The sequence below is a fragment of the Halomonas sp. DP8Y7-1 genome (assembly GCF_019801685.1).
Taxonomy (GTDB): Bacteria; Pseudomonadota; Gammaproteobacteria; order Pseudomonadales; family Halomonadaceae; genus Halomonas; species Halomonas litopenaei_A.
In genome coordinates, this window is record NZ_JAHVIN010000005.1 from 906,512 (window position 1) to 928,221 (window position 21,710).

The following is a 21,710-nucleotide window of genomic DNA, read 5'->3' on the forward strand; positions in this document are numbered from 1 at the left end:
GGACGGAGACAGGCCGGGAGATGATGGTGATGAAGCTGTTGCTGGTCGAGGATGATGACCTGCTCTGCGAGAGTCTGAAAGATGCCTTGGATGATCATGGCTATCGCGTTGACGTTGCCGAGCGGCTGAGCGTGGCAAAGGCGCTGTTGCACAGCGAAGAGTATGCGCTGATGATCCTGGACATCGGCCTGCCCGATGGTTCGGGGCTCGATTGGCTGGAGTTCCAGCGAGACCAGGGTCTTGGTCTTCCGGTGCTCTTGTTGACGGCTCGCGATGCCTGGCAGGACAAGGTAGATGGCCTTCGTCGAGGGGCCGATGACTATCTCACCAAGCCCTTTCACGAACAGGAGCTGCTGGCGCGGGTCCATGCGCTGTTGCGCCGGCGCACGGAATTGACGGCAAGGCTCATCGTCAACGGCGTCCGCCTCGATGAGGATCAGCGTCAGGTCAGCTGCGCGGGAGGACCATGGCAGCCGCTAACCGCCACCGAGTTTTGCCTGTTGCGCTACTTGATGTACCACCCTGACCGGGTGCACTCCAAGACGAAGCTGCTCGATCAACTCTACGCCCTTGAGCAGGATGCCCCGGCGCCCAATCTGGTGGAGGTCTACATCGCTCGTTTGCGTCGCCTACTGGGCAAGCACATCATCCAGACGCGTCGAGGCCAGGGGTACGTGCTTGTTTCGCATTAGACGCAACAGTCTTCGTCTGCGCCTGCTGGTCAGCCTCGGGGCGGTGTCCCTGCTGGTCATGGCGTTGACCTGGTTTATGCATGGTCTGCTGCTGCGCGAGACCGCGCGGGACTTTCTCGGTGACCGACTGCGTCAGGAAGCGGAGTATCGCCTGGCACAACTGCGTCAAAACGCTGACCCTGTACCGGCTCCCACCTTGCCCTCGAGCCTGTCGGCCGAGGTCTTTCATCACCTGTACGTGCTCAAGCGCGGAACGCGCCTCACTACCTCGCACCCCGCTTGGTTGCCAGCATTGGCCCCGCATCTAGATGGGCCTGACGAGTCGTTGCTGGATGTGCACCTGGAAGGGCGTCACTTGCTTGTGTTACGGCGTACCTTCTCACTAGAAGGCACGGCAGGCGTACTGCTTATTGGTGAATCCTTCGACAGCGTCGAGGAAGGCCTCGCTGCTCTGCACTGGTGGATTGGCGCCATCGCAGGCCTGGTGCTGCTCGCTCTTTCACTGCTTAACGGTTTGGCGGTCAATGCCGCCCTGCGGCCACTGGATCTATTGCAGCGCCAACTGGCCGAGCTGAGAAATGGTCAGCGCCAGCGACTCAGAATGAAGGTGCCGCAGGAATTCCGGCCCTTGGTCTCTCAACTCAACCGCCTGATGGACAGCCAGGAGCGCCGACTGGTGCGTTCACGTAACGCCGTGGCGGATTTGTCACATGCGCTCAAGACCCCGCTGACGGCGGTGATGCAGGCCCTGCGCGGCAAACGCGAACTGGACGAAGCGCGTCGTGAACGTTTGCTTACACGACTGACCCTTATGCAGGAGTTGATGGAGTCCCATCTGCGTCAGGCGCGCCTGGCGGGCCCCGGTGGCGGCCAGCACACCCGGATCAAGAGGGAACTCGACCAGCTTTTTGACATGTTTCGAAGTCTGTACCCCGACAAGCACTTCAACATGGCTCTCGGGGACGCGGAGGATGTCTGCATCGATATGGAGCGGCAGGACTTCCTGGAAATGATTGGCATCGTGCTCGATAACGCGGGTAAGTGGGCCAGCGAGTCGGTGTGGCTCGCGCTAACGCTGAACCAATGTGTTGAGCTGAAGATCCAGGATGATGGTCCGGGAGTACCCCCGGAATGGCTGCCACTATTGGGGCGGCGAGGCCAACGGTTGGATGAAGGGCGACCCGGCAATGGCATCGGCCTGTCGATACTGCTTGAACTGGTCGAGCAGTATCAGGGTGAGGTCAGTTTTCAGGCGGCTTCCACGGGTGGGCTTGAAGTGACCATTCGCTTGCCGCTGGCAATGCTCTCCGCGAAGCCGCCTATTGGTTAGGGATTCAGCTGGCTTTCAGCTTGACGATGGAAGATGGCAGAAGTTCATCGCACAGGAAGACAGCACCCATGTCGACGACTCTTCTGCCGCCACATCGGCTATCACGACGAGGCTTCATCAAGGGAAGCGCAGCCCTGGGAATCGGCACCGCCGCCCTAGGCCTGGCACCTGCCTGGGCCAACCCCTGGGGACAGACCTCGAGTTACCCCAAGGGGGTGGAAAACGGCCCGGATATCTCGCTGGCCATTCGTCGCCAGAGCGTGCCCATTGCTGGCCAGCCTGCACGGCCTATCACCCTCAACGGCACCAGCCCTGGCCCACTGATCCGGCTCAAGGAAGGGCAGGACGTGACGCTGCGGGTCACCAATCTGCTGGACGAGCCCACCTCGATTCATTGGCATGGCATCCTGCTGCCGCCGGAGATGGATGGCGTCCCCGGCGTGAGCTTTGCCGGTATCATGCCGGGCGAAACCTTTACCTACCGCTTTCCCCTCCGTCAAAGCGGCACCTACTGGTACCACAGCCACTCAGGCTTGCAGGAGCAGGTTGGTCATGTGGGCCCCCTGGTCATCGACGCCGAACAACGCGAACCCTTTCGCTATGACCGCGAGCACGTGCTGCTGCTGACCGACTGGAGCTTCGAGGACCCCTCGACCATCTTCCACAACCTGAAGACCGGTGAGGGGTACTACAACTTCCAGGAGCGCACCCTGGGAGACTTCATCGACGATGTGGGGCGACAGGGCTTCGCTTCCACCTGGGAAGCACGTGCCATGTGGGCACGGATGCGCATGAGCTCTCGTGATATCGCCGATGTCACCGGCGCCACCTACACCTACCTGCTCAATGGCCACTCGCCCGATGACAACTGGACTGCCTTGTTTCGGCCCGGTGAGACCCAGCGGCTGCGCGTGATCAACGGCTCCGCTATGAGTTACTTCGACGTACGAATTCCGGGGCTCGAAATGACGGTGGTGGCGGCTGACGGTCAGCCGGTGCGACCCGTGCCTGTCGAGGAGTTTCGTATCGGAGTAGCGGAAACCTATGACGTCCTGGTTACGCCGAAGGAGGAGGTGGCCTACACCATCTTTGCCGAGTCCATGGACCGAAGCGGCTTTGCCAGAGGGACCCTGGCGCCTCGTCTGGGTATGGCGGCGGCGGTGCCGGAACGCCGACGCATCGCCGATCGAGGAATGGAGGCCATGGGAGCCCATGAAGGTATGGATCACGGCTCGATGACCGCTATGGATCACTCGAGCATGGCGGGTATGGATCACGGCGCGATGACCACTATGGATCACTCGAGCATGGCGGGTATGGACCACAGCCAGATGGAAGGCATGGACCACTCGAGCATGACGGGCATGGACCACGGCTCGATGGCCGCTATGGATCACTCGAGCATGACGGGCATGGATCACGGCTCGATGACTGCTATGGACCACTCGAGCATGGCGGGCATGGATCACGGCCAGATGAACGATATGGGCCGCTCTACTGGTGCCGCCATGCTGCCGGTGGGAGCGGCGCAGCCTGGCTCCCGCCTCGATCAGCCAGGGATCGGCCTGGATGCCCGTGATCGTCGTGTGCTGGTGTATCGGGACTTGAAGGCCATCGCGCCATGGCCTGACCGCCGTCCTCCTGGTCGCGAACTCGAGCTGCATCTGACCGGTAACATGGAACGCTACATATGGTCCTTCGACGGCAAGAAGTTTAGTGAGGTTTCGGGCCCGATCCACTTCGACAAGGGCGAGCGTCTGCGCCTCATCCTGGTCAACCGCACCATGATGGAGCACCCGATCCACCTGCATGGCATGTGGATGGAGTTGGAAAATGGCGCCGGTGAGCTGATTCCGCGTAAGCACACCCTGAACGTCAAGCCAGGCGAGCGCCTTTCTGCACTGATCACGGCGGATGCCGAGGGCAGCTGGGCCTTCCACTGTCACCTTCTGTACCACATGGACGCCGGCATGTTCCGCGTCGTCAAGGTTGCCTGAGGAGAGATGTCGCATGGAATCTCGTAAGAGACTTGTTGTGTTGGCGGCGATATCGGGCCTGGGGATGTCATCGGTAGCGCTGGCTGAGGATGGCTACGACGCACCAGATCACTGGCCGTCGCCCATGCAGGAGCATCTGCGTGGCTCGGTGATGATCGACCGACTGGAATATGCCTGGCCATCTGAAGACAGCGAGGCGGTGTCCTGGGATTTTCAGGCCTGGTACGGAGGCGATGTTCATCGCGTCTACCTGAAGGGGGAAGGGGACAATGCCCAAGGGGATGGCGAAGATGCAGAATTTGAATCGCTGGATCTACTCTACAGCAGATTGATTGCCGACTTCTGGGAGCTGCAAGGCGGTCTGGGCTATCAAGGTGGGCTTGGCAGCGACGACCATCCCGAGCGCTATTTCGGCGTGGTCAGTCTTCAGGGGCTGGCGCCTTACCGGCTGGAAACCGAGCTGGACCTTCGTGTCAGCGATGATGGTGATACCTCCTTGGGTCTGGAGCAGGAATATGACCTACGACTGACCCAGCGGCTGTACCTCCAGCCTCGACTGGAAATGGAAGTGGCGTTCAATGATGCAGAGGAGTTCGGTGTAGGGGAGGGATTCAATTCCTTGCGCACCGGCCTGCGCCTTCGCTATGAGCTACATCGCAAGTTCGCACCCTATATCGGCGCCTATTGGCAGAAACTCTATGGTGATACTGCCGATATGGCACGTGATGAAGGTGATCAAACGGAAGACACCGCAGTGGTTGCCGGGGTGCGCGTCTGGTTTTGATGCCTCTGTCCATGGCTGCCACGCAAGGAAAGCCCGCCAGGCATTGTCTGGCGGGCTTTTGCTGTACCTCTGGAGTCGTCGGGTCAGTCGCGTGCTACATCAGTAGCGCCTTGGCCGGCATCCATAAGCCCATCAGCAACATGATCAGGTTCTCGCTCAGGGACACGAAGCCCAGGGGAACGTTGCTGTTGCCGCCGACGCAGGCGCACTTGAGCTCGCGCTTGTCGATGTAGACGGCCTTGAACACCGAGATGGCTCCCACCGCCCCGATGAATAGGGCCACAGGCGCGGCGATCCAGATCAGGCTGCCTGCCAGCATCAGTATCCCGGCCAGTGTTTCGGCGTAGGGGTAGATGTAGCCATAGCGCACTTCTCGTTGGGCGAGTAGGTCGTAGTTCAGAAACATGGTGCTGAAGCTTTCCACGTCCTGCAGTTTCTGAAGACCTAGCAGCACCATGGCGGATGCCACGGCAGATTCGAGAGTGTGCAGCGATACGAGCGCCTGCCCGCTAGCCCAGCTGACGGCAAGACCGATCAACAGTGCCGTGGCAAAGATGGCGATGACAGGGCGGTAGCTGACGTCCTTGTCGCTAGGGACACTCATGCCGAGGTGGCGTCGCAGATCCTCGTAGCCGCCGACTCGCTCGCCTCCGATGTAAACCTGGGGCGTCGTCTCGACGCCGGCTTCCTGCTTAAAGCGGTCGATGGCTTCCCTTGAGGTCAAAGTATGATCGTTAACCTGGTAGCCCTTACGCTTAAGGAGCGACAGTGTTTTCAGACCGAAGGGGCACAGGTGGTGATCCGTCTTCATCCGATAGACGTCGGCGGTGGGGGAGGATGTCTCATGCGCGTGGCGTGTGGCCGTGTTGCTCATCGGTTCCCTCCGTGGTGGCATGAAAATAACCCCGGCGAACGTATTGCCGTGTAGATACGAGCAATCAGCCCATTTCCGGGACTCTCACCACAGACTAGAACCTTGGTGCAGCACAAGGGTCAAGTCGGCGCTGCACAATAGTCGCGCAAGAGCTGAAAACAGGGCTTGTGCAGTGGCGATTCCGCCATCTTGTTTGAACCGGCCGAGATCTTGTCGATGCTTGTTCGACGGAGCGGGACCCGATGATGCATCAGGCTCTGCTTGTACGGCTACCAGCCTTCCATGGCGTCATGTACGTCACGTTTCGTTACGTTCAAGCGGAGCACGAGCGTCCAAGTGTCTCGCAATTTGGGGCAGCTTCTTGTTGATTCCCCTGTCGACCATGCCTGGTACAAGACCATTGAGCGTGTCGAACAGGCGCTCGGCTGCCCCCAGGCGCCTGCGCTGTTGGCCGCTTTTCAGTTGCGCGACGATGGCATCGGCAACGGCCTCGGGGGTGTCGACCTCGTTGCCGAGGGAGGCGTTCATTGCCTCGGCCGTCTTGTCGTTCATGCTGGTGCGGGTGGCCCTTGGAGCCAGGTACTGGACGCGCACCGAGGTGGCTGCCAGCTCTCGCCCCAGTGCCTCGGTGAATCCCTTGAGCCCGGCCTTGCTGGCGCAGTAGGCGGCGTATCCCGGATGGCCGATGTGGCCAAGTAACGAGCCCACGAAGTAAAGCGTCGCGGCCGGTTGTTCAAGGAAAAGAGGTAGCAGCGTGTGGGTCAGCAGAAGGGTCGACGTCAGGTTGGTGTTCAGGATGTCGGCGATGTTCTGTTGTGGGTGGTGCTGAAACCACCCCAAGTGATTGATGCCGGCCAACTGTATCAGCGTCGAGGGTCGCTGCTCCAAGGGCGTCTCCTGCAGCCAGGAAAGTACCCGTTGGCGCCCGGCGGGAAGGGTAAGGTCGACCTCGCCCAGTAGGCGGTGCCGGGGCAGGTCGCCACCTAGCTGTTTGACGAGCGCGCGCAGCTTGCCGGTATCTCTACCCACCAGCCAGAGGGTGGCTCCCTCCTCATCAAGTTGGCGGGCAAGCGCTGAGCCGATGCCGCCGGAAGCCCCGGTGAGCAGCACCCGTTGATTGCACAAGGTGTTCATGGTGCGTCCTCGCAAACCTGCCCCTGCCAGTGGATGGCGTCCTGGAGCGCCGCTTCATGCACGGCGCCATAGAGGCGATAGAAGGCCTTCGCCGCATGGATGATCTGGGCCTGGTCATCTGGCGACGTCAGCGTGTCCATCAGCTTGGCAAAGAAGGCCATGTGCGAGACGTCGAGCTCACCGTGGGAGAACAGATAATGGAAGGCATCGTCGCCGAGCCCCAAACTGTCGCGGATGGCACGGCCTGCCTGACTGGCAGCCGATGTGCTGGTGCCTTCCAGTACCAGCACCATGCCAAGCATGGTGAGGGGATGGCGTCTGCGAATGCTGTCGTAGGCGTAGGCGACCATCAGCTCGGTCTCGTGTAGCGGCGGCCGTGAGCGAGCTACCTCGCGATCAATGCCGGTCGCCTCAAGATCATCGAGAATCCAATGCTCGTGGCCCTTCTCTTCCTCGATGTAGTCGGTAAGCGCATTGGCTAGCGCCTGATAGCGATGATGTCCTAGCGCTGGTGCGTACCGGCTAAGCTCGCTGCCACAGGCCATCATCAAGGTGACGGTGTGGCTGACATGGTGATAGGCCTGGGCCAGGAAAGCACGGTATTCCCCCAGGCTAAGTTCACCCGCCAGGCCTCGCGTGACCAGTGCTCCGTTCATCAGCCTTTGCCGCTCGCCCTGGGTGGCGTCAAGCAGCGCCTGATAGAAGCCCGGCTGGGCACCGGTGTCTGGCAGGGGGGTTGCCGGGGCAGGTACTGCGTGCATGGGGTTATTCATCGGATGGCCTTCCTGGCTGTCGGGTAACACGTTGAGGGGAGAAGCGGTAAAGCGGTTCAACAAGGGAGTTGGTGACGCTATCTGCGCTGTCGCCAGGCATTGAGTGCAAGGGATCGCATGGAGTTTGCTCTGGCGGGGGCGCTTCACAGAAGGTTTGCTCCGCCAGGCGCTGCATATCGCGATGCCTGCGCAGGCGAACACCGTCACGGCGCAGTCGGCCGTTGCTGGTCAGTTCGTGACTGGCTTCTGACAGTGGCGTGGGTAGCCCGGGCAGCGCGGCGGTCAACGCTGCCCAGCCGCGGATCCTGGCGTAATCTGGTAGCCGTTGGTTGAGTGAGGCGATGGCCGAATCGATGGCCGTCGTATCTACTTGGCAGGATGACAGAGAGATCAGCGCCAGTAGGCCTGGCAGGCCATCGCCAAAGACAAAGGCTCGGTCGATACCGGCAAGGGTTGCCAGTTCGGCCTCTATCCACTCGGGGCTGAGGTTGCGTCCCGTCGACAGGATGATGACATCGCGTTGACGTCCGCTAAGGTACCAATGCCCGCCATGGCGCTGCTCACCCAGATCACCGCTGGGCCAGGGCACATCCATTGGGCCAGGCCCTGTATCAGTCGCCTCGCCCAGATAGCCGAGCATGCGTGGGCCATGCACGAGTAACTGCCCCGATGGGTCTGTGGTGATATCACGTCCTTTCAGCGGGCGCCCGACGCGGCCATCCTGGGGTTCATCGGGGCGACTCAAGCAAACCACCGAGCCCATTTCGGACATCCCGTAGCCCTGTGCGACGGGCAGCTTCAGCGCTTTGGCATCGGCAAGCAGTACCGGAGGTACATGGTCACCGCCTACGGCAACCAGGTTCAGCGATGTCATCCATGGGGCGTCGTCTTCTTGTCGAGCTATCTGGCACAGAGCCGCCAACAGGGCGGGGACGAGGATCAAGCTGTCGGGTTGGCGACCGGCTAGCCAGCGCTGCCAGTGGGGGCACGATAGGTTGCCACTGCCCTCGAGACCGGTCACCTGAGGAGGGTCGATGATCACTTCTGCCCCTCTCCAAAGCGCGTACAGAGCCCCTGCCAGATGCTCAAGAAGCACCGCCAATGGCAGCACGACGCCATGTCGTGTCAGCTCAATGCCCTGCAATCGGTCGTCCAGTCCGAGTAGCACCGACTCAAGGTGGGGGCCCGATAGACAAACGCCTTTCGGGGTACCCGTGGTGCCGGAGGTGAAGGTGATCAAGCGTGTTTCCGCGGGCATTGGAGCGGGAATGCTGGCCCGCTGAAACAGGGCCACGTCGGGTTCGACGCCGATGCCGTGGGGCGGTTGCTGTTCAGGTAAGAGCCCGCGGTCGAAGACCGGCAGTAGGCGAGCGTCGACCCAGCGGTCAAGTGAACTGCCGTCGGTGATCAGGATGCCATCCAGGCCCGTGGTGGAGAGCAGGTGGGTCACCTGATCATCGCTGAAGAAGGAGGGTATCGGGGTGACAGGTAATCCTGCGCGCCAAGCCGCCAGTTGAGCGACCAGCCAGGAGGGGGAGTTGTGGCCGGCAATACCGATATGACGAACGCCTGTCTGGGCAAGCTGCTGTGCCAATGCGGTGACGCTATCGTGCAACTGGCGGGCATCCAGCGCCACCAGTTTGCCGCTGGCAGTAGCGCCTCGCAGGCTCGCTGAACGTGGCGCGAGGGTCGCCCGTTGTTCCAGCCGCTTCAGCAGGTTATCCATGGCAATGGAACTCCGGAGCTGGCACTGGCGGCAGCGCCGGAGTAGGCGTCACGGCGTGGGCGGGTAGCCGAGGGGCACTGGACAAGAGCATGTTGCCCATTGGCGTCGAGCGCATGCTCAGCGCGACCTGCAGAGGCCGAATGACCACGACCCTCGGGTCCCCCTCGTAGTAGCGTCCCCAGTTCTCGGTGGCAGGCAAGCAGTGGCGGCGAGCGCTGCCAAGAGGCGTTAGCGCAATGCCCAGGCGCCCGAGACCATTCCTGACGTCACGTGACGCAGTGACGACTAGCCATTCGATGTTCAACTGTTCCAGTACGAGGACCAGAGCCAGCATCAAGCGTCGGCCAGCCCCGGGGGAGGCACTCGACAGGGCGCCCACTTCCATGATGGTGTGACGTGGCGGGGCCGACGTGGCCGACGTGGCCAAGCCCTGGGAGGCGAGCACCTGGTCGACGGGGGCAGACAGGTAGCGCTCTACCATCAAGCTGCCCTCATCCGCCCGCTTCAGGCCAGTGGTCGCCAGCAGCTCACCGCTGTCAGCGTAGAGGGCCAGCAGGCGAGCATACTGGTGGCGGACGACTGCATTGTGCCGACGTTGGAAGGCGGTGCTCACCAGGTGGGCTGCTTCCAGGCTGTGCTGGCCGGAAAGCCAGGCCAACGTCTTGGCCGAGGCGCAGGCAGCAGGGACCGTGACACCCACCGCGATGTTTGTCGGCGGTGTGGCTGTGGGGCCCTGGTGTTGGTCTAGCGCGGGCCTGAAGAGGGCCTGCCTCGAGGCTGGGAGTGGTGTGGCCATGTCATCGCGTCCATGGGGAAAGGCATGGCCATCACTGTAGGTGTCGAAGCTTATCGAAAGCTTAATCTTCCTTGTCGAACTGTTGCGAATCGCCTTTTGGCAGCGCAGTGCTGACCCTGGGCCATCGTTCTGCTGGCCCGGGGCAAGAAAGGGTGGTCATCTCACGCGTCGAGTAGACGTCGTACCTCCGCGATGGCGGTGGCACTTTTCAGTAGCGACAGGGCCTGTTCCATGTCCTGATGCAGCGGCCGACTTTCGTCATAGTGATCGATACGCTCTCTGACCAGGCGCCGTGTGAGCTCGGCTCCCAGGCCAAAGCCCGTGTTCGGAATCAAGTCCAATGCCTGCACGGCCAGTAACAGCTCGATACTGAGCACGCGAAGAGCGCCTTCCAGCGCCTGGTCGAGCTTGAGGGCGGCGCTGTCGCCGAAACTAAGGTGATCTTCCTGCAGGCCAGAGGTGAGATAGTTATCGACCGATGCGGGCAGAGCCAGCCGCTTGACCTCTGCCGCCAGCGACGCTGTCGTGTACTGGGCAATCATCAGTCCGGACTTCACTCCGCTGTCACGCGTGAGAAAGGCGGGAAGCTCGCTGGCCTGGGGAGTGACCAGGCGATAGCTTCGACGCTCCGAGATCGATGCCCACTCACACACCGCCATGGCGAGGCTGTCACAGGCCAGGGCGACCGGCGCCCCATGAGGATTGGCCTGTGACACGATTCTGGCATGGGTGCCTTCGTCGATCACCAGAGGGTTGTCGGTAGCTGCGCTGATCTCTCCGTCGACCAGGCGTATCGCGTGCTCAAGCTGTTCTCGGCAACTGCCATGGACCTGGGGCATGGCCCGCAGGCTGAGCGCATCCTGCAGGTGGTGGCCCTGACACTGCTGCAGGTGCTGGCTGTCGGCTAGCAGTCGCCGTAAGTTGGCGCCACTGCGCACCACGCCAGGCTGACCCTTCAGCGCCAGCACCTCAGGCGTGAAGGCAGCCTGCTGGCCTGACAGCGCCTCGAAACTGGCAGCGCCGATGGCGTCGGCCCAGTCGGCAAGCACATGGGCATCGTCCAGGGCGATACAGGCAAGCCCTGTCATGGCGGCGGTGCCATTGACCAGACTGAGCCCATCCTTGGGACCCAGCACGACGGGTGTCAGCGCATGCTGAGCGAGCACGTCGCTGGCGGGGCGTCGTTCACCGGCATGGTCGACCTCACCGACGCCCAGCAAGGCCAGACCAATATGGGCCATGTGTGTGAGGTAGCCCACAGACCCCCGGCCTGGCACCACCGGGGTGATGCCCATATTAAGAAATGCCAGCAGTCCCTGGACGATGCCCGGGCTGATGCCCGAATGCCCATGGCTCCAGTTGATGACCGCGCAGCACATGATGGCACGGACCTGTTCGACCCGCAGGGGGGCTCCGACTCCGCAGGCATGGCTCATCAGGGTATTGCGCGACAGGTCTCTTAGTTGTTGGCGATCCAGCACCACGTCACACAGCGCTCCCAGACCGGTGTTAATGCCATAGTAGGGAGTGCTGGCATCCGCCATCTGCTCGACCACCTGGCGGGCCCGCTCGATGCGTGCCCAGCGACCCTCATCCAGCGTCAGCTCGCGTCCATGGCGGGCGACGGCGATGACCTCCAGCCAGCCGGGGGCTACGTCTGAGACTACGACCGGGTTACTCATTCACGCCTCCCGTCACCGGCTGAGAGACTTCGGCCGGCTGCTTAGCAGCACCTTGGGGGGAGCGAGTCATGAAGGTTCGCACGGCGCTGATCAATATCAGCACGAACAGGAAGACCACGGTAAAGCCTCCCGCTGCGGCAAGATACTTGATGCCATCGACGCCTTGGGCGCCCCCGCCGAAGGCCACCATCACATAGGCGATAGCCGCGATCGACAGACCCCACAGAATCTTCTGCTGCTTGGGCGACTCCTCTTCTGCGGACATGTTGCTGGTGCAGATGGTCGCGATGGTCGATGACATGGAGTCTGCCGCCGTTGCAAACGAAATGACCAGGGTGAAAATCGCCAGCGGTACCAGCAGGCTGGCCATGGGCAGGTGCTGGAGGAAGCCCCAGAGTCCGGATACCGCGCCGCTGTCATTGATGATGCTGATCAGATCCAGCGTTCCATCCATCTGCCATTTGAGGGCGGACCCACCCCAGATGGCAAACCAGACCAGGCCGAAGACCGAGGGCAGAATCCAGTTGATGATGAGAAACTCCCTGAGCGTTCTGCCGTAGGAGATACGGGCCAGAAACAGTCCCATGAGGGGGGCGTAGGCGATCCAGATCGACCAGTCATACATCGTCCACCAGGTGACCAGCGCTTCGCCACCAGACTCCTTGGTATCGAAAGCCCAAAGGAAGAAGTTGTCTGCCCAGTAGCCGAGGCTTGTCACCGACAGGCTCAGAATATAGTTGAGGGGCCCGACAATGATCAGAATCGCGACGAAGGCATAGAAGATATAGGCGTTGATCGATGACAGCACGCGGATGCCGCGTTTCAATCCCGAGACAGCGGAGGTGATGAAGATCGCCGAGATGGCAATCGTCAGCACCAGCCAGGTCATGGCGTTGGATTCGATGCCGTACTGTGCCTCGATGCCTGAGCTGATCAATGCCAGACCTGCGCCAAGAGAAGAGGCCAGGCCGAGCGCGATGGCCAGAACGGAAATGATATCGATCAGGGACCTTACCCAGATCTTGCTGCCGTGCCTGCCCAGTACGGGGCTTACGGTTGAGGAGATCGAGAAGCGTTCTCTGCGGTTAAAGTGCATGTAGCCGATCATCAGCCCCACGATGGAATAAAGTGCGTAGGGAATGAATGACCAGTTGTGGAAGCTTCTTGCCAAGGCAAAGATGGCGGCCTCGCCACTGCCGGGAGCGAAGCTTTGATGACTGATTTCGCCGTAGATGTTGCCTAGATAGATGATCGGTTCATTGACGGAGTAAGTGACGACTCCCGTGGCAATCCCCCCCGTCAGCGCCATGGCGAAGGTGGCAGCGAAGGAAAAGGTAGGCGTTGCATCCTTGCCACCCAGCCGAATATCACCGGCCCGGGAGAAGAAGATGAAGCCCGACACCACCAGGGCCGTTACGGCAATCAGCTGATACAGCCAGCCAAAGTCAGACAGGGAGATGTAGAAGACCCCTTTGGCAACATCGACCAGCATGTCGTTGTTGATGAGGCCAGTGGCCACGGCCACCATGATGATGGAAAAGGTGGGTATGAAGACGGCTTTTCTTAGCGGCCTTCTGCTGGAGGCGGACATATTCTTGTTCTCCACGGGTGATGGCGTTACCAGGTGGCGCAGTGGATCAGCATTGTCGGGTGTTGTCATCGGCCGATCTCACAGATGCGTGTGGCAGGCTTAGGGAAACGCTGCACCGATGCCTGAGCGGAGGTGCTCAGCGCTTCCTTGGCGAACCGCTGATGCGGTCCGTCAATCCGTCATAATGTATATACAATAAAGATCGAAAAGGCTAGAGCCGAGTGAGCTGGCGATCGCGTCAGCTCCCTTTCATGATGAAAGATAGATCACTCTTATATTAATTTATTTTTGATAAACAATACGTTGAATGTCCTTCTAAGCGTCGATCCGATAATGGGTAGTACCAAAGTAGGGGGTGGTAACAAGGTAGACGAGAGGGTCAGGACAGAGGGGGAGAATGGGCGAGAGTCACAGCGGGAAGGCAAGCAAAGCCCGAAGCCATGAAGGTCGAAAGATGTCGCTTAAATGTGTATACATTTAATTGGTGAAGGGGCCGGGGCGCGATAGGGTTGTCGCGGCGTGTGCCAGGATGGCAAATCAGGGTAGGCCCTTTCACCTGCTTGATACCCGCTGTCTTGTTCCGGGCAAGGTGATGGGCTAAGGTCGAGATCGCATGACACGGGGTGTCCTGGCTGAGCCAGGGCTGAGAAATACCCGTCGAACCTGATCCAGTTCATACCGGCGAAGGGATGTCAGCGCAGTCGTCTGTCCCTGGCTCGACGTGCGTTCCCCGCCTCGACCAAGGACTCATCGCATGACCGCTCCCGATACCTCTCCTGTTGTCGACCCCATTGCGCCTGATATCTCCGCTCAAATTGTGCTGATTACCGGCGCAGGACGTGGTCTGGGCGCTCACCTGGCGCGCGCCTTCCTGCGAGAAGGCGCTCGCGTGGTGGTCAACTACCGCCGCAGCGAAGAAGGCGCCCGGGCGCTGGTCGCTGATTACCCGGAACACGCCTTGGCCGTCGCTGCGGATGTGTGCGATCGGGATGGCGTGGAGGCCATGTTGGCGAGGGCCTGTGAGCGCTTCGGTGGGCCTGTGACTACCGTGGTCAACAATGCGCTGCCGGACTTTGCATTCAATGGGGACGCACGGCCTGGGCCTGACTCGCTGAGCTGGGAGCATCTGGACCATCAACTTCAGGGTGTGGTGCGTGGTGCGCTCAACACGGTTCAGGCAGCGCTTCCCGGCATGCGCGAGGCGGGTGTCGGGCGTGTCATCAATATCGGTACCAACCTGTTCCAGAACCCGGTGGTGCCGTATCACGACTACACCGCGGCCAAGGCGGCGCTGCTGTCGCTGACGCGTACGCTGGCGCAGGATCTCGGCCCAGACAATATCAGCGTCAATATGGTGTCCGGCGGCTTGCTGCGCACGACGGATGCTTCCAGGGCCACACCAGACGCGGTGTTTGACCTCATCGCCGCCAACACACCGCTGCGACGGGTGACCACCCCGCAAGAGTTTGCAGACGCGGTACTGCTGTTGGCTTCTCCGTGGGCCAGGGCCATCACCGGGCAGAATCTGATTGTCGATGGCGGACTGGTGAAAGGCTGATGACCTCCATGCACTTGAATCTCTTCATCCTGGGTTGCGGTCATCACAAGGCGGCCTGGCGACACCCTGGTTCCAGCGTCGAGCGATTGGCGGATATCGCCTACTACGAAGAGCTGGCCAAGCTTGCCGAACGCGGTCGCCTGGATGCGGTTTTCTTTGCCGATGGCCATGCCGCGGGCAATGTCGCAGACGGTCCGCTGTGGACCTTGGAGCCGCTGACAATGCTTGCCGCGATGGCGCGTGCCACACAGCATATCGGCCTGATCTCGACCGTCTCCAGCACCTTCTATACGCCATTTCATGCGGCTCGCATGCTGGCATCGCTGGACCATATCTCGGGCGGACGGCTTGGGTGGAACCTGGTGACGTCAATGTTCGACAGCGAGGCGCGCAATCATGGCCTGGAAGGCATGCCGGGCCACGCGCAGCGCTACGCTAGAGCGGAAGAGTTTGCCAATACCGTGCTGGCGCTGTGGGACTCCTGGAGCGATGGCGCGCTGCTGCGAGATCGCCACGGCGATTATGCGGATGCTGCTCAAGTGCAACCGATTCATCACCGCGGCGAGCATTTTCTGGTCGATGGCCCCTTGACGGTGCCTCGCTCGCCACAGGGCCATCCCGTGCTATTTCAGGCCGGGGCATCAGAACAGGGGCGAGACCTGGCGGCACGCTATGCCGAAGCCATTTACGCGGTGGCCTACGACCTGCCATCGGCCCAGGCTTACTGCGCTGACCTCAAGGCGAGGGTGAAAGCCGCAGGCCGTCCAAGGGTGGCGATCATGCCGGGGCTTGTGACCTACGTCGGGTCTACCGAGGAAGAGGCCCGACGCAAGCAGCGTGAACTCGACGAGTTGCTGCCGGTAGAGGCCTCGCGGCGACAGTTGAGCCAGTTTATCGGCCAGGACGTCAGTCACTGGGAGCTGGATGCGCCCGTGCCCGCGCTGCCGTCGCTGGAGGCCTTTACAGGACCGAAAGGACGCTATGCCACCATCCTGCGCATTATCGAGGCTGAACGGCCAACCCTGAGACAGCTAATGGGACGGCTTGCCGCTGGAGGTGGGCACTGCACGATGGTCGGCACGCCGGAGGGAATTGCCGATGAGATGCAGCGCTGGGTCGAACAGGGTGGGGCTGATGGCTTTAACCTGATGCCACCCTCACTGCCTCACGGCATCGAGGACTTCGTCGAGCAGGTCGTGCCGGAATTGCAGCGACGTGGGGTCTTCCGCCGGGAATATGAGGGCAAGACGCTGCGCGACCATCTTGGATTGTCACGCCCCAGCTGCTGAGCTGGCGTCTTGTTCACACTGCTGCTAGGCACGACAGCCTCTACAGACATCCGCCATAACAGCGGGGGAGCTCGCCCCGCCGTTATGGTTTCGGTTCAGTGGCGTCGGTTTGATTGCCTTAGGGAAACACTGCATAAATTACTGCGCTCGATATCTCGGCTGCTGGCGGTGCTCAAGATCCTCATTTAACCGCATGTAAACTCCGGTCTTTCCGCTCCGGCAGCTACCGACCTGTCATCGCTCGAAACATTTATTCAGCGTTTCCTTAGTTCTGGAAGCGTCTCACCAGGCCGCTCATTCGGTCAAAGTCGTAGCTCTCCCGAGATGGCATCAGCTTCATCAGGACGAGAGATACCAGCACCGGAACAAAGGCAGCCAGCAGGAAAGATTCCAGGAGTGTCGCGGTGCCACCGTTAGGCGAGGGGAACATCCACAGTCCGGCCAGCAGACCTGCTGCGGTACTGATCACTGCATTGCGACCGTGATAGCGGCGGTTGAACAGGCCGAAAAACACCGGAAAGGCTGCGGCAGAGCACAGCAGGTCTGCCAGCAGGAACAGGTAGAGGACGCTGTAGCCCTGCGCAGCGACCCACGTCACTGGTATTGCAGCGACGACGATGAGCCAGCGTGCCATTCTCATCAAGGCCGCCTCACTGGCCTGGGGCAGCAGCCTGTGCATGTCGACGGCGATAATGCTGGAGGTGGCATTGATCGTTGTGTCGGCGCTACTCATTACCAGCGCAAGGCCAAGAGGAATCAGGGCCAAGGCAAACCACAGAGGCACGTCGGACAACAATACGCTGAACAGAGCGACGGAGCCGTCTCCCTCAAGTCCCAGGCCGATGAACGCCAGACCGAACAGACCCATGAGCACGATGACCGGGAAGTTGAAGAGTCCCGCGATCCAGAAGCCACGCCTGAGCACGCGAGTATCCCGGGCCGCATAGATCCTCTGCCAGGTTCCTTGGTAGAACAGACCCGTCAGCATCACCGCGAGAAAGAAGGTCAGGCCAGCGCGCAGGCCGCCAGCATCGGTGATATCCAGCAGTTGCGGAGCACGCTCGCGCAGCCCCTCGAGCGTCGGCGCAACGCCACCCGCCGCCTGCCAGCCAAACATGAGCAAGAGAGCCAGCAGTGGCAGGATCACCAGCATCTGCACCTTGTCAGTGAAGATGGTGGTGCGCAGGCCGCCGTAAAAGGTGTAGAGCAGGGTAGCGACCATCACCACGCTGGCGGTCAGCCAGAGGGGGATGGGGGCCAGCAGGGTCACCATATGGGCGATGGCGGTCAGCCCTGCAGCCAGAGAGATAAACAGGTAGAACAGCATAATCGCCAGGGTGAACGCATACATCGTGCGGCCGTAGCGGTGGATCACGAACTCGGTCAGGCCGTGGCCTTCGGGAATCAGCTCCCGCATGCGTCGACCAAGAGGAATCATCACCAGGCGAGGCACCATGGAGCCGAGCGCGTAGCCAATGACCGCCGCGATACCGCCCCAGGTGGCAGCCTGGGCCGGTCCAAACAGGATCCAGGTGCCCAGTGTGGTGGCAATCAACGTCAGCACCGTGGCACGAGTGTTCTGACTGTTACGTGCGGAGATGTAGTCATCAAGGCCGCCCCGACGGCGTCGGGCGTAGAGCAGGCCTGGAATGGCAAAGATGGCAGCGCACAGCAGCAGCCACAGCGCCGTCCAGAGAGGGTCGAGCATCATCGAGAGAAACCTCTTTCTTATCGTTGTCCGCAGGGACCAGTGGACATCGGGACGGACGGCGGGCAGGAAGAAAGAGGGAGTGCGGCAACCATCCTTCCCTTCGCCGGCATGACCCGGATCAGGTTCAAAGGGTTACCGCGCAATGCGGAATCTCAGCCCCGTGCTATGGCCTTGGTGCGATACAGCACTGTCGCGGCGCTGTCACGACCTGTATGGCCAATAGGGCTCCCCTAGGAAGAGGTCCAGACTAGGGCCGGCTCGCGGGGCTGTCAATTGCAGAAAGGTAGGGCGCTCGTTGCGGAAGCATCGCGCCGCTAACGCCCCTCGAGTGACAGTGTTTGGCAGGCCCGATCCAGCCAGTGGGTCGTCTCCGAGAGCCTGGGGTGGGGGTTGTTGTTGCAGTCGAAGCAACCCGAGCTCTTCGCCACCTCTGCCAGCGACGTATCAGAGGTAGCGTTCAGCACGAGGGTGCGCCGATGCCCTCCGCCGCCGGCAAGAAAGTGGGCAGCTTCAGCGTGCTGGACTTCCATGGGAAAGGACAGGTCTGACATGGGAAAGGACAGGCCTGACGTGGGAGTGTCTGGTGAGACAGTGTCCTCGGCAAGCGCAGTGCCTGGCTGGCCTCTGCACCAGATGACTTCGAATCCCCTCTGATGGGCATGCAGGCCAATGCGATGTACGTCCCTGATCTGCCCAGCCATTACCAGGCGCAGCGCAGGTTGGACCAGCAGCGCAAGCAGCTGATCGCATTGCTGTACCAGTGGCTCATGTTGCTCGGCACGCCTCAGTCGGGCGGGGGAGCCATTTAAGTTGATAAGGCGAACCAGCGAAGGTTGTCCGAGCAGCGTCGCGTGCAGGACTTCCAGATGGGTCTGTGTCGGGCTGTCCGGCAGCAGTAGTTCCGCGACGTGGTCGCGACCCTGGCTGACATGGACTGTCGTCAGGGGGGAGTGATGGACGTCGGCGTGCTGGCGCTGGTCCTTAAACGGATGCGGTAGTCGGTAGGCGTTGCCGTCGTCGTCAACCGGCTCCGCTTGAGTGGTCTGCATACGGTAATCCACAAGACCGTAAGCGCTGCCCAGTTGAGTCACCAGCCAGGCGGCATGTCCTTGGTACGTGAGCGAGAGAGCTCTCTCGATCGCCATCAAGTTCTGGTAATACATGGCATTCGCCTCTTGAGCACCGTGAGCGAACGTGCTGTCCACGCAGCGTGGAAAATTCTGATGCATTCAACCATACAAACAGCCAAATTCATTAGCAGGCCAGAAGGATGCTTGTGCGTCCTATCACGTCAGGGGAACGACCAGGAGAGCCAGCATGGACCAGTATGCCTGGGTGCGAGAAGCATTGACGCTTGCCGGGACGGTACTCGTCAGGGTGTCGCCAGCGGCGGTGGTGCTAGACGTGGCCGGCGATTGTGCGTCGGTGTTGGGAGGATCTCGCGATGAGGTTGTCGGACGTTCGTTGTCGGAGCTGCAGGGGCACTCCGCCAGGCTTGCAGAAGCCATGGCGGGTGCGGGCAGGCAGTGGGATGAGCAGGGAAGGGGGCAAAGCCGTAGCTCGGCTTACGTGATGCTGCCTGATGGCAGCATGGTGCTGCGTCTGCCGATGCAGCAACGACCTGACCATGGTGTGGTGGCTCGGCTAGCGGATCATCTTCCAGTCATGGTGGCCTACGTGGATCGAGACCTGTGCTTTCGCTTCAACAATCAGGCATATCAGGACTTCATTGGCCTTACGTCGTCTGAATTGGCAGGTCAGCCAGTGGCATCGGTGCTCGACGCCTCCTCCTATGCGAAGATTCAGCCGCGCTTCGCGCGTGCCCTGGCGGGGGTAGAGGTCAGCTACGAGGATTCACTGGTATTGCAGGACGGCAGGAGAGCATTTTTCAAGGTGAACTACTTGCCGGATATCGTGGATGACGGTGTCGCGGGCTTCTACGCCATCATTCAGGACGTCTCTGAATACCGATCGATGATTCAGCTGCTACGGGATGTGCACACCGGCGTTAACCGCACGGATATCGAGACGTCCGAGATTGTCGACATGCTGCTGCGAGATGCCCTTGTTTACCTGGGCCTGGACATCGCGCTGGTCAGCGAGGTGGTGGGTGAGCAGTACAGCGTGCGCTGGGCGGCCAGTGATGGGGCGCCGGTAGGTCCTGGGGATACCTTTCCTCTGGGGGATACGTATTGCCGTCTTACCCTTGATGCGTGTGACGTCTTTGCTACCCATCATGCCAGGTGTGATGAGCGTGTTAGCGGGCACCCCTGTTACCAGGCGTTTCAGTTGGAAACCTATATTGGTGCGCCCATTTGGATAGAGGGCTCCGTCTGGGGAACGCTTAATTTTTCCAGCGCTAGACCTCGTCGCCAGCCCTTTTCAGAGGTTGATATTGAGCTGGTGCGTCTGCTGACCGGTGCAGTAGAGCGAGTGATTACCAACGAGCTGGACGTAGCGCGGATCAAGAGAGAGCGCGACGAGCTGGAAGATCAGGCATTGCGTGACCCGCTCACGGGATTGCCCAATCGGGCGCAGCTCGATCGCTATGTCGACGAACTTATAGAGGAGTGCACTTCACGGGGGACGGGCTTTGCCCTGGCTGTGCTGGACATCGACTTCTTCAAGCAAGTGAATGACCACTATGGGCATGTGGTAGGAGACCAGGTCTTGGTGTGGCTCGGTCAGGCCGTTGAGCAGTGTCTGCGTGATGGTGACCTGGTGGCCCGTACCGGAGGCGAGGAGTTCGTTATCGTCATGCGTCATGCCGCATTGGAGGAGGCCATGAGCGCGGCGCAGCGTGTATGTCAGGCCATCAGCCAGAGCCAGATCGAACTTGCAGACGGTCAGCAGTTGAACATCACCATCAGCATGGGCGTCGGTGCGTACACCAAGGGGGAGACGTTTACGTCGCTATTTGAGCGCGTGGATCAAGAGCTGTACGCCGCAAAACACGCCGGACGCAACCGGGTATGTGGCAAGCGTCATATGGCCTAAACAGAGGCTGGTCTTTGGATGGTCTTTGGATGGTCTTCGCTTTCGGCGCGCTAGTGCTCGTTCCCTGCAAGGTGTCTTGCGAGGCGTCTTGCGAGGTCTCTTGCCAGGTGTAGTGGCGTGAAGGCCTTGGCGATGCCAGGGCCTTTTGCGTGCTGATGCCTTGCGACGGTGTATGGATGTGGCAATGACGGCGACTAAAGGTGGGTCCCCGCGAACGTTATGGCGAGGACATAACAGAGCCGTCATGCGCTGATGAGTTTTTTTGATTCAGGCTATTGCCAAGCTGCCTCGAGATCCGTAAAGTACGCATCCGCTGCCGGCGACGAGCAAACGTCACAGGCGGTGAAGAGTGGTAAAAGTAGTTGATTTGAAAAGGCTTTTTTAAGCTTCTCGGAAAAGTCACTGCTTGACGAGCAACGAGAAATCGGTAAAATGCTCGCCACTTGATCGGAGTCGCCGACAGGGCATCGAAAGATGCACTAAGGCACGCTTCGCTCTCTTTTGAAGTCTGCGAGCATCGCTTGCGGGACGCAAAAGAAAGCGCTTGACGAAACGCTTCGATTCTGTAGAATACGCCTTCCTCGCAGGGCGCTGAGCAAAACGCTCGGGTCGATGATTCGAGCTGCGGTGCAGCAAAGCGAGACGCTCATTGAGCTAACTAGAGTCAAGAGCACGCTCTTTAAAAATTGATCAGGTAATTCATGTGGGCGCTTGCCGATGAGTCAGTGACAATGTCACTGAAATATCAAGGCAAGCGACTCGTCAAACGAGACGTT

General features: G+C 60.6%; 16 protein-coding genes and 2 riboswitches. Of the genes, 7 read left to right on the top strand and 9 right to left on the bottom strand.

All coding sequences use genetic code 11. The features are described 5' to 3' along the window. Positions 1-20: 20 nt before the first annotated feature. The 4 genes from KUV41_RS09250 to KUV41_RS09265 all read left to right on the top strand — a co-directional run bounded on the left by KUV41_RS09250 (position 21) and on the right by KUV41_RS09265 (position 4,803). Positions 21-692, top strand: coding sequence for a response regulator transcription factor (locus tag KUV41_RS09250; RefSeq protein WP_261395968.1), 672 nt, complete (start codon positions 21-23; stop codon positions 690-692). Beyond that, positions 679-2,022, top strand: a complete 1,344-nt coding sequence (locus KUV41_RS09255; RefSeq protein WP_242520856.1) for an ATP-binding protein — start codon at positions 679-681, stop codon at positions 2,020-2,022. Before KUV41_RS09250 ends, KUV41_RS09255 begins: the two co-directional genes overlap by 14 nt. 68 nt (positions 2,023-2,090) lie before the next feature. Then, positions 2,091-4,019: a copper resistance system multicopper oxidase gene (locus KUV41_RS09260; RefSeq protein WP_222485702.1), complete on the top strand. Its 1,929-nt coding sequence runs from the start codon at positions 2,091-2,093 to the stop codon at positions 4,017-4,019. Between the two features lie 13 nt (positions 4,020-4,032). Next, positions 4,033-4,803 carry a copper resistance protein B gene (locus tag KUV41_RS09265; protein WP_222485704.1) on the top strand — a complete coding sequence of 257 codons (771 nt, stop codon included), beginning with the start codon at positions 4,033-4,035 and terminating at the stop codon, positions 4,801-4,803. Positions 4,804-4,897: 94 nt separating this feature from the next. On the opposite strand, the gene KUV41_RS09270 is transcribed toward KUV41_RS09265, so the two are convergent. From KUV41_RS09270 to KUV41_RS09300, 7 genes are all read right to left on the bottom strand, one after another. After that, the gene (locus tag KUV41_RS09270) at positions 4,898-5,677 is read right to left on the bottom strand and encodes a glutaredoxin family protein (protein ID WP_222485706.1); all 780 of its coding nucleotides are present in this window, start codon (positions 5,675-5,677) and stop codon (positions 4,898-4,900) included. A gap of 297 nt (positions 5,678-5,974) precedes the next feature. Further along, positions 5,975-6,811 carry an SDR family oxidoreductase gene (locus KUV41_RS09275; RefSeq protein WP_222485708.1) on the bottom strand — a complete coding sequence of 279 codons (837 nt, stop codon included), beginning with the start codon at positions 6,809-6,811 and terminating at the stop codon, positions 5,975-5,977. Next, positions 6,808-7,584 (bottom strand): TenA family transcriptional regulator, encoded by a 777-nt coding sequence (locus tag KUV41_RS09280; RefSeq protein WP_222485710.1) that lies wholly within the window; start codon positions 7,582-7,584, stop codon positions 6,808-6,810. Before KUV41_RS09280 ends, KUV41_RS09275 begins: the two co-directional genes overlap by 4 nt. Beyond that, positions 7,577-9,310, bottom strand: coding sequence for an AMP-binding protein (locus tag KUV41_RS09285; protein WP_222485712.1), 1,734 nt, complete (start codon positions 9,308-9,310; stop codon positions 7,577-7,579). The genes KUV41_RS09280 and KUV41_RS09285 overlap by 8 nt, the downstream gene beginning before the upstream one ends. After that, positions 9,303-10,106 carry a thermostable hemolysin gene (locus tag KUV41_RS09290; protein WP_261395969.1) on the bottom strand — a complete coding sequence of 268 codons (804 nt, stop codon included), beginning with the start codon at positions 10,104-10,106 and terminating at the stop codon, positions 9,303-9,305. The genes KUV41_RS09285 and KUV41_RS09290 overlap by 8 nt, the downstream gene beginning before the upstream one ends. Before the next feature lie 161 nt (positions 10,107-10,267). Continuing rightward, complete coding sequence (gene hutH / locus KUV41_RS09295; protein ID WP_222485716.1) at positions 10,268-11,788, bottom strand: histidine ammonia-lyase; 1,521 nt, start codon at positions 11,786-11,788, stop codon at positions 10,268-10,270. Further along, positions 11,781-13,448, bottom strand: a complete 1,668-nt coding sequence (locus tag KUV41_RS09300) for a BCCT family transporter (RefSeq protein ID WP_261395970.1) — start codon at positions 13,446-13,448, stop codon at positions 11,781-11,783. Before KUV41_RS09300 ends, hutH begins: the two co-directional genes overlap by 8 nt. Positions 13,449-13,988: 540 nt before the next feature. Continuing rightward, positions 13,989-14,086, top strand: a riboswitch (TPP riboswitch). Positions 14,087-14,133: 47 nt separating this feature from the next. Between KUV41_RS09300 and KUV41_RS09305 the strand changes: the two genes are divergently transcribed. Both KUV41_RS09305 and KUV41_RS09310 read left to right on the top strand, forming a co-directional pair. Beyond that, positions 14,134-14,937: a 3-oxoacyl-ACP reductase gene (locus KUV41_RS09305; RefSeq protein ID WP_222485718.1), complete on the top strand. Its 804-nt coding sequence runs from the start codon at positions 14,134-14,136 to the stop codon at positions 14,935-14,937. After that, on the top strand, positions 14,937-16,226 hold the full coding sequence (locus KUV41_RS09310) for an LLM class flavin-dependent oxidoreductase (protein ID WP_261395971.1): 1,290 nt from the start codon (positions 14,937-14,939) through the stop codon (positions 16,224-16,226). The genes KUV41_RS09305 and KUV41_RS09310 overlap by 1 nt, the downstream gene beginning before the upstream one ends. Before the next feature lie 265 nt (positions 16,227-16,491). On the opposite strand, the gene KUV41_RS09315 is transcribed toward KUV41_RS09310, so the two are convergent. Further along, positions 16,492-17,937, bottom strand: coding sequence for a sodium:solute symporter family protein (locus tag KUV41_RS09315; protein ID WP_222485720.1), 1,446 nt, complete (start codon positions 17,935-17,937; stop codon positions 16,492-16,494). 78 nt (positions 17,938-18,015) lie between these two features. Further along, positions 18,016-18,179, bottom strand: a riboswitch (TPP riboswitch). A 72-nt stretch (positions 18,180-18,251) separates the two neighbouring features. Then, complete coding sequence (locus KUV41_RS09320) at positions 18,252-19,100, bottom strand: hypothetical protein (protein ID WP_222162083.1); 849 nt, start codon at positions 19,098-19,100, stop codon at positions 18,252-18,254. Positions 19,101-19,254: 154 nt separating this feature from the next. Here KUV41_RS09320 and KUV41_RS09325 point away from each other — a divergent pair, with 154 nt between their 5' ends. Then, on the top strand, positions 19,255-20,934 hold the full coding sequence (locus KUV41_RS09325; protein ID WP_222162084.1) for a diguanylate cyclase: 1,680 nt from the start codon (positions 19,255-19,257) through the stop codon (positions 20,932-20,934). The last annotated feature ends 776 nt before the right edge of the window (positions 20,935-21,710 follow it).